This is a genomic window from Virgibacillus sp. 7505, assembly GCF_002272135.1.
Classification (GTDB): Bacteria; Bacillota; Bacilli; order Bacillales; family Amphibacillaceae; genus Terribacillus.
In genome coordinates, this window is record NZ_NPBF01000022.1 from 1 (window position 1) to 12,334 (window position 12,334).

The 12,334-nt window shown below is 40.1% G+C and carries 10 protein-coding genes and 2 pseudogenes; 6 read left to right on the forward strand and 6 right to left on the reverse strand.

Translation table 11 applies throughout. The features are described 5' to 3' along the window. Positions 1-291: DUF3784 domain-containing protein (locus CHH91_RS08690; RefSeq protein ID WP_095223066.1), on the reverse strand; the 291-nt coding region annotated here is incomplete at its 3' end. 569 nt (positions 292-860) lie between these two features. Further along, positions 861-1,718 carry a TetR/AcrR family transcriptional regulator gene (locus tag CHH91_RS08695; protein WP_095223067.1) on the reverse strand — a complete coding sequence of 286 codons (858 nt, stop codon included), beginning with the start codon at positions 1,716-1,718 and terminating at the stop codon, positions 861-863. Positions 1,719-1,919: 201 nt separating this feature from the next. On the opposite strand from CHH91_RS08695, the gene CHH91_RS08700 reads away from it, so the two are divergent. Next, complete coding sequence (locus CHH91_RS08700) at positions 1,920-2,384, forward strand: GNAT family N-acetyltransferase (protein ID WP_095223068.1); 465 nt, start codon at positions 1,920-1,922, stop codon at positions 2,382-2,384. A 199-nt stretch (positions 2,385-2,583) separates the two neighbouring features. Here CHH91_RS08700 and CHH91_RS08705 read toward each other — a convergent pair whose 3' ends face one another. From CHH91_RS08705 to CHH91_RS08715, 4 genes and pseudogenes are all read right to left on the reverse strand, one after another. After that, positions 2,584-4,014: an MDR family MFS transporter gene (locus tag CHH91_RS08705; protein ID WP_095223069.1), complete on the reverse strand. Its 1,431-nt coding sequence runs from the start codon at positions 4,012-4,014 to the stop codon at positions 2,584-2,586. 594 nt (positions 4,015-4,608) lie between these two features. Further along, positions 4,609-4,942, reverse strand: a pseudogene (locus CHH91_RS08710) (MmcQ/YjbR family DNA-binding protein). A 310-nt stretch (positions 4,943-5,252) separates the two neighbouring features. Next, positions 5,253-5,394 (reverse strand): annotated as a pseudogene (locus CHH91_RS21230) (rhodanese-like domain-containing protein); the annotation flags it as partial. 146 nt (positions 5,395-5,540) lie between these two features. Next, positions 5,541-7,247, reverse strand: coding sequence for an Rqc2 family fibronectin-binding protein (locus tag CHH91_RS08715; protein ID WP_095223070.1), 1,707 nt, complete (start codon positions 7,245-7,247; stop codon positions 5,541-5,543). 88 nt (positions 7,248-7,335) lie between these two features. Between CHH91_RS08715 and CHH91_RS08720 the strand changes: the two genes are divergently transcribed. From CHH91_RS08720 to rpoZ, 5 genes are all read left to right on the forward strand, one after another. After that, positions 7,336-9,978 (forward strand): cation-translocating P-type ATPase, encoded by a 2,643-nt coding sequence (locus CHH91_RS08720; protein ID WP_095223071.1) that lies wholly within the window; start codon positions 7,336-7,338, stop codon positions 9,976-9,978. A 122-nt stretch (positions 9,979-10,100) separates the two neighbouring features. Beyond that, positions 10,101-10,979 carry a YicC/YloC family endoribonuclease gene (locus CHH91_RS08725; RefSeq protein WP_095223072.1) on the forward strand — a complete coding sequence of 293 codons (879 nt, stop codon included), beginning with the start codon at positions 10,101-10,103 and terminating at the stop codon, positions 10,977-10,979. Positions 10,980-11,156: 177 nt separating this feature from the next. Then, positions 11,157-11,417: an extracellular matrix/biofilm regulator RemA gene (gene remA, locus CHH91_RS08730; RefSeq protein WP_038560050.1), complete on the forward strand. Its 261-nt coding sequence runs from the start codon at positions 11,157-11,159 to the stop codon at positions 11,415-11,417. Between the two features lie 14 nt (positions 11,418-11,431). Continuing rightward, entirely contained in the window at positions 11,432-12,046 is a 615-nt protein-coding gene (gmk, locus tag CHH91_RS08735) for a guanylate kinase (protein ID WP_095223073.1), read from the forward strand. Between the two features lies 1 nt (position 12,047). Beyond that, positions 12,048-12,245: a DNA-directed RNA polymerase subunit omega gene (rpoZ, locus tag CHH91_RS08740; RefSeq protein WP_281176674.1), complete on the forward strand. Its 198-nt coding sequence runs from the start codon at positions 12,048-12,050 to the stop codon at positions 12,243-12,245. Positions 12,246-12,334: the final 89 nt, after the last annotated feature.

Sequence of the window (12,334 nt, forward strand, 5' to 3'; positions counted from 1 at the left end):
TTTTTCAACCATTGTTTTGTTAACATATATTAAGATAATTAAATTTAATATTAGCATAATTTCGAGTGCAGTTGCACTCCATGACCACGAAAGTGTGAAAGGCACAATGATTAAAACAGCACCAGTAATTAGATAAAAAGAACTTACGAGATTAATGAATTTTTGCCTTTTTTTGCGTATACGCTGCTGATTATATCCTCTTAGAAGATGTAATTTTTTTTTGACTGCAACTAGATAAGCTACAACAATAAATGCAATACCGAGTAATCCAGATATTATTTGAATTTGCATATAATCACCTCATGTATTATACGTTTAAGTATATGCAAGGATTCTAAAAAAAATAGGAGAATACTTGCTTATTTCTTTTATAAAACGTAACCAATTAACAGTCGCCTAATGGGGTTGCTGCGGCTTTAATATCAAGGTACACGGAAGCTGCTATAAAACTGTTAGAAGTAAGATGATGTATATACATCAATTAACTATTCTTGATCTCTATCTTGTAGCGTTCTTTTGCCTTTCCTTTTATTATGGAATTTCCTAAAAGATCTCCTATTCCTTATATTCAGATGGTTTTATTGTAACGGAGTAAATCTTCGACCATATCCATTTGGAGTTTTTCAGTGACATCGCTTCAGCGCATGCCTTTTCGTCAACTTATTTTGTTTTCACATTTACTCATCTTTTTATCTAGCAAGTCATACTGCTATTCCACTCGATCAGAAAGCTTATACAATAACGATAATGCAACTAATTTAGGAAATGTATTATAAAATTAGCACACTTATTTTTGTCTTAGATAACGAGTAATATCTGCTTTTCTTTTATCTAATACATAAGATTATCATTAATATTTTTTATAATTTTTTTTGAGTATTGATGATGTCAAATAATTCTTTCAGTATTTGTTGATAAGCTAACTGTGAGGAGGATAGTATCTGTAATTGACGAATAGCTCCTTCACAGACACCCCATCTTATATATGAACTTTGAGTTTCTTCAAATATAAAACTCATTAATTCTTTTTCCTCTTGTGAAAATTCATCACAATCTATCATGTTGTCGAGTAATCTTCTTATTTCTCTAATAGCTGATTCTTGATCGTCCACTGAATTAGGCGATTTATACGGAAATAGAATTTGATTAGTTTGCTTTGTAATTTCAATGTTATTTTCTAAACGTAATATATTGTAATCTAAGATATCAGAGCTATTTATATTCAGCTTTATTTGGTCGGAATATCTAAACTGATAACCCAATCCCCCAATAAAATGAGTGGATAAATCCATTGCACTTTTCTCAATTTCTTTTCCATAAACGTCTATTAGGCGTTTTGCAAGCCAATTTAGTTCTTTATAATGGCTTTCTTTCATGTAACTTTGTAATTCCTCATCATTTTCACCTAAAGAGATATTATATAACTCTGAGATTTTCTCAGTCCCATAAACTGAGTGCTTCACGCGAAGCTGAGAATAAAAGAGCTGCTTATCATGTAGACTTCCGTCGAGTAGCAGCATATTTTGTTGTTCATCAACTTTTTCGTCAACTTTTTTAATAATATAAAGAATCAATTGAGATTTCGTAGAGAAGTAATTATAAAATGTTCCTTTGGAAACTTTGGCTTGTTCCAAGATATCCTGGATTGCAGTATCGTGATAACCTTTTGTTCGAAATAACTGTTTAGCCACTTCAATAATTTTTTCTTTTTTACCCATAAATTTCTAACTCCTTAAAATATTATTGACATCATCATAATACCAAATTATCATAAAAATAAACCGAAGTACAGAAAAATAAACGTGCGTTCAATGAGTTCGAAAGGATCGAACGAACATACCAGAGGTTTAATACCTTTCCCAAGAATTATGAACAGATTCCAAATAAGAATCCTGTCTATAAAACAAAGAGGTGATAAAATGAGTGTGATAATTGAACAATTTACAATCGCTACCAACTCTCATTATGAATTGCTATTAGATGCTGATCCATCGAGGAAGATCGTCGACTCCTATCTATCTAAAAGCCATCGTATAGAAGCTAGGTGGGGGCTTCAAATAATCGGAGTTATTCTTCTTATGCCAACACGACCTGAGACACTGGAAATAGTTAACATAGCAGTGAACAAAGACTTTCAAAATAAAGGCATCGGAAGATTATTAATTGAATACGCTCTTGAATATGCCAGAGAACATAAATTTAAAACAGTGGAAATTGGTACTGGAAGTACAAGTCTTGGAGCACTATATTTATATCAAAAATGTGGTTTTAGAATGACTCATATAGATAGAGATTACTTCTCAAGGCATTATGATGAAGAAATAATAGAAAATAAAATTGTATTAAGAGATATGGTGAGAATGTCACAAGATGTATGTTATTGATGCAGAAAGCCCTCTGAATAACGATGAGGGCTTTTATCTTTTAATTATTTAAGAAACTTAGAACTCGTTTATTAACCTGCACAGTTTTTTCCATCGATAACAGATGACCTACTCCTTTTATTATTTCTACTGTAATATGAGGAGATGAGTTCTTAGCACGATTATAAGCTTCCAGAGGATCACTCTTTTAAGATATTGTTTATTTAGCTTCTTTTGATGGAGAAGCTATAAAAAGACACAATGTAAATGCAATGGTTATTAGAATGAAACCGGACATAAAGGCCTTATTAAGTCCATTCAGCAACGGAGTCAGTGCAGAGCCTTCATAAGAGTTTGAATATTTAGTCACCGTAGCAGACATAATCCCCACCATTACTGCGGATCCTAAAGAAGCAAACACTTGTCGAACAGTATTCGTAATTGCAGAGCCGTGACTTATCAAATCATTAGACAGTGCATTTATTCCCGCTGTGGCCAAAGGCATCATGACAAATCCCATACCTAGCATTCTTAATGAATAAAGACAAATAATCCACCAAGTAGCAGTATCCTTAGTGAGGAATAAGAATGGAAAAGTTGCTATAGCTAGAATGAACATGCCAATCATTGATATTTTTTTAACACCATACTTATCGAATAACTTACCAGATATTGGTGAAATAATACCCAGCAAAATTGCGCCAGGAAGTAATATCAGACCTGATTGAAGTGCTGACAACTCTTTTAAAGTTTGAGTATAAATAGGTAAGAGAATTTCAAATCCAATCATTGTCATAAAAATAATAGCGACGATAATTGTAGACAACGTAAAAATTTTACTTTTAAATACTCTTAACTCTAAAAAGGGTTGTGTTAGTTTAGATTGTCGATGGGAAAATAAGATTATGATAATAAAGCCAGCTACGCAAGAGAACCATGTGATTTTATTTTGCCACCCTATATTACCTGCAACACTAATCCCATAGAGAAGTAAACCTAAACCTAAGCTACTAAGCATAATAGATAGTACATCAATCTTCGGTTTATTTAAATTAATGACGTTTCTCATATAGAAACATGCAAGCAATATATTAACCATGGTAATTGGAAGAATTATATAAAATAAGTATCTCCAATTAAAATAATCAACAATCCATCCAGATACAGTGGGCGCAATAGCGGGTGCAAACGCTATAACAACTCCTACTAACCCCATAGCTTCTCCTCGCCGTTCAACAGGATATACCAAAAACATCAGTGTCTGCATTAAAGGAATCATTAATCCTGACCCAATGGCTTGAATGATGCGTCCTATAAGTAGCATGTTATATGTAGTACTGATTGCACAAATTACAGTTCCTATTGCAAAGCTAAACATTGCTACCATAAATAATTTTTTATTATTTATGGTATTTAACAAGAATGCTGAAGTGGGAATCATTATGCCACTGATCAACATAAATCCAGTGATAAGCCATTGTGCATTAACTGCACTGATGTCTAAATCATCCATTATCTTTGGTAGAGCCGTGACTAATAACGTCTGATTTATAATGGTTAGAAAAGTACCAACCATTATAACGAGTACAAATCCTGTTCGATTAAATTGATTTCCGTAAATGTCGATTGGGTGAGTTCTAATTTTTGTCACTTCTTTTGTCTTCCTCTCACACTAAATTAAACTATAGTATATTTTTATGAACTCTAGTTCAATACCATGATAGAATTGAATAATAAAGATGTCAATACCATTTTCTGGAACAATCAGTTGATGAAACGTCCGTCATTATAATGAATTATCTTCATATTTTAATTAGGGAAGAGTGTGACAGGCTAGAAAGAAGTAGGTAATGTACAACAATATATTCACTGGTGTAAAATGAGATTTTTTGATATAGAAGGCGAGAATGAGTAAATGTCTGTCATTCAACTGAACAAGCTAACCAAAAAATAAATGGTGGTCAATCATCTTGAATTTTCAGTTGAAAAGGGGAGTTTTTTGCTTTTTGGGCGAAAATGGTAATTGATTCCTGCGTGATTTATATGATGCTTTTTTAATTGACCTTATAGGAGATCTGATGTCTGAAACAGGGGCGGAAGGTTAAGAAGTGACAAATATTGTTAGTGGGGAAGGAGAACCTGCTGTCGTACAATCAAAAGCACAGTTGGGATAAGAATAAAAGAGCTGCCTTTAGTTTTGACAGCTATAAAAAGACCCTTTTACACAGTAAAGGGTCCTTTCAAATTACTTATCCTTTGTTAAATCATAGCTTGTACTAATTAATTCATGGATTTCTTTCTCGGGAACAGTACCGTCTAATATTATGGAGTTCCAATGCTCTTTATTTAAGTGAAAAGCAGGCACAATAGAATTGTATTCATTTCTGAGTTGTTCATTCATACCAGGTTCGTTTTTTACATTAATCCAGATTCTGTTCTCTCTCGAATATCCATGCAAATGTTTTATCATTATTCTTATGTCTGATAAGTGTCCAATTATCATCCCGAAAGGGTTCATCTTCATAAACATCTTTATACTTTTTGCAATAATTTATAGCTTCTTGTCTGTTCTTCCTAATTAATCAACTCCTCAGTGTGTATATCCAATTCCTTTTATAAAGACCTTCCAATAAGAAAGAATACTCTTGGAGAGTAGCTCAGATTTTCCGCCGTATAGCATCTCAAGAAAAAAACATCCAAGATTATTAAATAGTCACCACAACGTCCTCATTTTGATCTTTACTATTTACACGTATATACTCAAACTTCTTAACTTCCATACTATTACGGATTATCGGAAAGCAGATATTATCTTACTGGATATGCTCGTATTAGATACTACGCAATACAAGGAAAATATGGCAACTCTTTAGATTGGCACTATATGTTTTATCTTCTAACTATTAACGCCAAGTATTTCATACCACCTCTGACATAAGTTATACTATTGAACCCCATTTTTTTTAGGTACTTTTGCAGCTTGCGAACTTCGCATCCCGCTTTGGCAGATGACAATCACTTCTTTATTTTGAAAGATATCACTTACAAACAAATCTAATCCGTAATAGGTTGATTCTAGGTACCATATACACATATATCATTAAAAAAACGCAGAAGGCATAAGCCTCTGCGTTTTAATATAGCTTATTTAGAGAACTGTAAAAAAGGTGCACTTCCTTATTTCTTCCCCAAACGTTTCACAAACTGCTCATCTGGCGTCACATACAATGTCTTCTGCTGATCATATGTCACAAAACCTGGCTTCGCACCATTCGGCTTCTTCACGTGACGAATCTTTGTATAATCGACCGGAACAGAGGAAGAAAGTCTGGATTTACTGAACCAGGCTGCGAGTTTAGCTGCTTCTTCCAATGTTTCCTCTGATGGATCGGTCGAGCGGATGACGACGTGGGATCCAGGGATATCCTTCGTATGAAGCCATGTATCCTGCTTGTGGGCAAGCTTCATCGTCAAATACTCGTTCTGTTTATTATTATGTCCGACGAGGATCGTTGTGCCATCTGTCGCTGTGTACGTTTCCGGCTCAGGCAGATTCGGTTTTTTGTTCTTTTTCTGCTGTGCTTTTGCTTTTAGATAGCCTTGCTCCCGCAATTCCTCGCGAATTTCTTCGACATCCTGCTCACGTGCTCCTTCTACTTGCTGGATGAGCTGATCTAGATAGTCAATTTCTGCATTTGTTTTTTCAAGCTCCAATTCCACCATCGTGCGCGATTTCTTCAGTTTATTGTACTGCTTGAAATAGCTTTGGGCGTTTTCACTTGGTGTTTTATGCGGATTAAGTGTGATGGTGAGCTGCTGTTGATCGGGATCATAATAATCTGTGACGACAGCTTCTGTATCACCTTGCTTGATTTGATGCATATGAGCAGTCAGCAGCTCTCCCTGTCGCTGATAGCTGTCGGCTTTTTCTGCTTTTTTCAGTGTGTTTTCATGAATGGAAAGCTTCCGGATATTCTTTTCCCGCTCATTTTTCAGGAAGCGAATCAAGTCGCCAGCCTGCTGCTTGACGCGGTCGCGTTCTGCTTTTCCGGAGTAGAAGCTATCGATTAGCTCGCTCATCGAATTATACTGTTGCCGCGAGCCTTCAATAGAAGCGATATCCATGACATAAAAGTCTTCTTTCTTTCCTTTAAAATAAGTAGGCTCATAGTCATCTCGCTTCAGTTTATCAATAACATGTGTGAAAACCTCAGCGTACTTCTCTTTATCACCCATATATGCCTGCTCAGCTATTTCATTAGCCAAAACAGGAGATACACCCTGCAGCATATTTAGAATCTGTTTATTCATCCGGCCGGTATTGAAGTCAAGCTTCCGGGCAAACTCAACAGCTTCCAAAGTAAACGGGTTAAGCTTCTCCTGACTCGGAGGCAGCTTGTACGTTTGCCCTGGAAGGATCGTACGGTGTCGGTTCACACTGGATGAGATATGTTTGATGCTGTCGATGATCATATCTGTTTCGTTATCAACCAGCATGATATTACTGTGTTTTCCCATCACTTCCATGATGATTCGTTTTGACGTCTGGTCACCAAGCTCGTCTTTGCTGACGAAACTAAGCTCGATGATTCGTTCGTTTTCGAACTGCTCTACTTTTTCCAGGAACCCGCCTGCCAGATGCTTGCGCAGAAGCATGCAAAACATAGGAGGATTCTGGGGATTTTGATAGGTATCGTTTGTGATATGCACACGTGCATAGCTTGGATGCGCCGACAATAATAGTGCGTGATTCTTCCCTTTGCTGCGGAAGGTGAGCACGATCTCCGTATCAGTCGGCTGGTATATTTTTGACAGACGGCCGGTTGCTAATGTGTCATGCAGCTCCTTGGCCATCGCTCTTGTTACTATTCCGTCAAATGCCATATGTTTCACCTCATTCTCTGCTAGTATAGCATTTTATCGGACAAGCACGCATACATTTACATTAGAAATAAGGGTGGAGGTATGCAATGTGCGATGGTATCAAATTTCAGCAGAGGAAACAGCTAAACAAACAAACTCCGACACACATAAAGGACTTAGCACAAAGGAAGTGCAGCAGCGGCTGAAGCGGGATGGAAGAAATGAATGGAAAGAAGAAAAAGGAGTCTCGCAGCTTGCGTTATTCTTCGGACAATTCAAAGACTTCATGGTACTGGTGCTGCTCGCAGCAACAGTCATCTCAGGACTGTTGGGCGAGTATATCGATAGCATTGCCATCCTGCTGATCGTTCTATTAAATGCGCTGATCGGCTTCTTTCAGGAAAGAAATGCCGAAAAATCCCTCAGCAAACTGAAGGAATTAAATGCCCCGATGGCGCGTGTGCTGCGGGATGGACAATGGGCAAGGATATCGTCGGCAGAACTTGTCGTTGGAGATGTCGTATCGTTGACTGCAGGTGACCGGGTACCAGCTGATCTGCGGCTGGTGAGTGTGACAAGTCTGGAGACGGAGGAATCTGCACTCACAGGAGAATCACTGCCTGTTGCCAAGGTGACAGAGAAATTGCAAGCAGATCAGCTAGGACCCCAGGATCAGCATAATATTGCATTCATGAGCTCTCTTGTGACGCGTGGCGGTGGTACCGGAATCGTCATTGGAACCGGTATGAATACGGCAGTAGGACAAATTGCTGAACTGCTTGTGGATACAAAGCGAAAGCAGACTCCTTTGGAACGAAGGCTGGAGAAGCTCGGAAAGATACTTATTGTCATTGCCTTGCTTCTCACTGCTTTAACAGTTCTTGCAGGGGTTTATCGGGGCAATCCGTTATACGAAATGCTTATTGCTGGTGTCTCACTTGCAGTAGCTGTAATTCCAGAAGGTCTTCCGGCAATCGTTACGGTCGCTCTTTCACTTGGTGTGCAGCGTATGATTAAACAAAAAGCTATCGTCAGAAGGCTGTCTGCTGTAGAGACACTTGGCTCGGCTACAGTCATTTGTTCAGATAAAACAGGAACACTTACAGAAAATCAAATGACAGTCAAAGAGATTTTCCTCGATGGAAATACCTATACGGTAACAGGCGATGGGTACGATCCATCAGGTGGTTTTTACCGGGATGGAAATGAGACGAAAGAAGAGGCGCTCCTGGAACATCTTCGTTATGGTGTTCTGTCAAGCCATGCCAAGGCATTCCGAAAAAAGAAACGCTGGATGATCGATGGAGATCCGACAGAGGGAGCGCTCGTTGTTGCTGGCAAAAAAGCTGGAATTGAAGCAGATGAATTGTCCAGCTATAACATCGTCCATGAAATACCTTTTGACAGCAAACGGAAACGGATGACTGTGTTGGTCAAAACGCCTAAAGGAAAACTGATTGCGATTACGAAGGGTGCACCGGACGTTTTAATCGAAAAAGCCGCGTATCATGGAGCAGAGAAAAAACTGCTTTCCGGCAAAGATAAGCAAGCCTTGTATGAAGCAGTAGATCAAATGGCAGCCAAAGCATTGCGGACGATTGCTGTTTGCGTCCGTCATTTCCCAGCTGGATACCAGCCGAAAGAAGAAGAGCTCGAAAAAGATATGGTATTCATCGGGCTGAATGGATTGATCGATCCGCCGCGCAAGGAAGCTAGGGATGCAATTATCGACTGCCGTAAGGCTGGCATCAAAACAATCATGATTACAGGTGATCATGTAAAGACAGCTGCTGCAATCGCTAACATGCTGCATATCCTGCCACCAGCGGGCAGAGTAGTGGAAGGCAAGGAATTGGATCGTATGACAGATGAAGAACTTCAGGCAGAAGTCGATAGTATGTACGTGTTTGCGCGTGTGACCCCGGAGCATAAGCTAAGAATCGTCCAAGCACTGCAGAATGTAGGTCATATCGTTGCAATGACGGGTGACGGCGTCAATGATGCACCGGCAATCAAAGCAAGTGATATTGGCATCAGCATGGGTGTTACTGGGACCGATGTCGCCAAAGAAGCCAGTGCGCTTGTTTTAATGGATGATAACTTTGCCACTATAAAAGCTGCGATCAAAGAAGGACGCACAATCTACTCCAATATTAGAAAGTTCGTGCGTTATTTGCTTGCTTCCAATGTCGGTGAAATCCTCGTGATGCTATTTGCTATGATTCTGGCACTGCCGATGCCGCTTGTACCTATCCAAATCTTATGGGTGAATTTAGTGACAGACGGTCTGCCAGCGATTGCGCTCGGTATGGACAAGGCAGAGGATGAAGTGATGAAGCAGAAACCGCGTCATCCAAATGAAGGGATCTTTGCCAGAGGGCTTGGTACGAAGATCGTCACACGCGGCATTCTGATCGGATCCGTTACGATCATTGCTTTTATGCTGATGTACCAAGGAGATCCGGAAAGACTTGTTTATGCGCAAACAGCAGCATTTGCTACATTAGTCATGGCTCAGCTGATCCATGTATTTGATTGTCGCAGTGAAAAGTCGGTATTTGCCCGCAATCCTTTCGGGAATGGCTGGCTGATCGGAGCTGTCGTCTCCTCTGTCGTTCTTTTGCTTGCTGTCATCTATGTCAGTCCGCTGCAGCCGATCTTCCACACGACGGACTTGGTTATGCGGGACTGGTTGTTGATTTTGGCACTAAGTGCTGTTCCTACTGTGCTATTCGGTTTTATAAGAAAATAGGTGAAAAGCATGCTCCCAGTAACGTCGGGCAGCATGCTTTTCTTTTTTTCGGGGTTCCTGATACAGGACAAACAGTCTTGATTTTGATACACTGTGACTACTAAAAAGCCGGAGGGATTAGCTTGACGAAAAGCATGACAGGGTACGGCAGAAGTGTGGCATCCGGAAACAGCCTCACGGTCACAGCGGAATTAAAAGGTGTGAACTCCAGGTACTTGGATATTAAATGCAAGCTGTCAAAAGCTGCTGCTTTTCTTGAATCCACTTTGAAGGATCAGCTGCAGCAGGCCGTCAGCAGGGGGAAGCTGGAACTGACAGTTGATATCGATGGCGGCGGTTTACGAAAACGCGAATTATCCATTGATTGGGAATTAGCAGAGGAATATATGGTTAAGCTGAGAGCTATACGAACCGCTTTTGATCTTCGTGGAGAAATTACGATTGATACACTGCTGTCCCAATCTGCTGACATCCTTATAGAAGAAGCACAGCCAGAGCTGACAGAACTGCCGGACTTGGTGGGAAAAGCCGTGCAAGACGCATTGGCAGCCTTCATCCAAATGCGTACAGTGGAGGGTAGTGCTTTAGCAAAGGATATTCTAAATAGGATGACTGATATCAAAACGATGCTGAAGCAGCTGGCAGAGCTGCGGCCGCAGGTGATGGAAGCATACAAGCGCCGTATCGAAGATAGGATTACAAGCTATGTTGATGGTGTATTGCCGGAAAACAGCCGTCTTTTCCAGGAAATAGCGCTGCTGGCTGAAAAAGGTGATATAACGGAAGAACTCATCCGATTGGAGAGTCACCTGGATCAGCTAGCTATGAATCTGGAGAAAGAAGGCCCTGTCGGCAGGACTTGTGATTTTATCCTGCAGGAGATGCAGCGGGAAGTAAATACGATCGGATCCAAATCAACAGCTTCCTCTATCAGTATAATCGTAGTCAATATGAAATCGGAGCTGGAGAAAATAAAAGAGCAAGTGCAAAATATAGAATAGTGTTGAGTTTGGTTTAAGATATAATTATAATGAATAAGATATGGTTTATTTGATGATAAAGGTATAATGATAAGATGATCCTTCTATTTAGTAGATCTGTAGAGGGAATTCCAATGACATTATAAGAAGTTTGGAACGCCAGTCAAAAGAGCAGTACAGCAAGAAGGGAGAAGCAAGATGAGTTTAAGATTGATTAATATCGGGTTCGGGAATGTTGTTTCCGCAACCAGGATTATCTCGATAGTTTCTCCTGAATCGGCTCCCATCAAGCGGATCATCACGGTTGCCCGCGATGCGAATAAGCTGGTGGATGCTACATATGGTCGGCGAACAAGAGCTGTCATCATCACAGATAGTGATCACGTCATCCTTTCGGCTGTACAGCCCGAGACGGTGGGACAGCGTGTCCTGCGTGACGATGAACTATCTGAGGAATAGCTAGGAGGAAGCACATGATTGAACAGAAAGGGATCCTTTTCATCCTGTCCGGACCTTCGGGTGTTGGAAAAGGGACGGTTAGGAAGGCATTATTCGAACAGGACACACATTTGCGTTACTCAATCAGCATGACAACGAGAAACATGCGGCCGGGAGAACAGGATGGCGTGGACTATTTCTATAAATCGAAGGAAGATTTCGAGCGTTTGATTGGTCAGAATAAGCTCCTTGAATATGCGAGCTATGTGGACAATTATTATGGCACTCCTCGTGATTACGTAGAAGAGACGCTGGAAGCAGGTCATGATGTCTTTCTTGAAATCGAGGTACAAGGTGCACTTCAGGTAAAAGAGAACTTCCCGCAAGGTGTTTTCATCTTCCTCATTCCGCCAAGTCTGGAGGAATTGAAGAATCGTATCGTCGGACGCGGTACCGAAACGCCGGATCTTGTGAAGAACCGACTGAATGCTGCCCGGGACGAAATCGAAATGATGGATGCTTATGACTACGTGGTTGTCAATGATCAATTGGATCACGCCGTGTCGAAGATTCAATCCATTGTACAAAGTGAGCATTGCAAACGCGAACGCGTCGCAAAAGAATACAAGAAAGCATTGGAGGTTAATTGATATGATGCTAGAACCGTCTATTGATAAACTACAGGAAAAAATCAATTCGAAATACACTTTGGTTACTTTGTCATCACAGCGTGCACGTCAGCTGCAGGAGACAAAGACAACGAAGATTGCAAACCCGAAATCCTATAAATATGTTGGTATCGCGCTGGAAGAAATTCAAGCTGACCAATTGGAATATACAGAAGAATAAACGGTGAGGATGCCAGGTGCATCCGCTGGAGATGCCCTCGCGATGGTGAACACCAAGCGGGGGTTTCTTTCTTATTGTGCATCAGGAGG

Coding starts and splice junctions, on each gene's coding strand:
- remA (WP_038560050.1), top strand. CDS start 11,157: ATGAGTTTAAGATTGATTAATATCGGGTTCGGGAATGTTGTTTCCGCA.
- rpoZ (WP_281176674.1), top strand. CDS start 12,048: ATGATGCTAGAACCGTCTATTGATAAACTACAGGAAAAAATCAATTCG.
- CHH91_RS08715 (WP_095223070.1), bottom strand. CDS start 7,247: ATGGCATTTGACGGAATAGTAACAAGAGCGATGGCCAAGGAGCTGCAT.
- CHH91_RS08695 (WP_095223067.1), bottom strand. CDS start 1,718: ATGGGTAAAAAAGAAAAAATTATTGAAGTGGCTAAACAGTTATTTCGA.
- gmk (WP_095223073.1), top strand. CDS start 11,432: ATGATTGAACAGAAAGGGATCCTTTTCATCCTGTCCGGACCTTCGGGT.
- CHH91_RS08700 (WP_095223068.1), top strand. CDS start 1,920: ATGAGTGTGATAATTGAACAATTTACAATCGCTACCAACTCTCATTAT.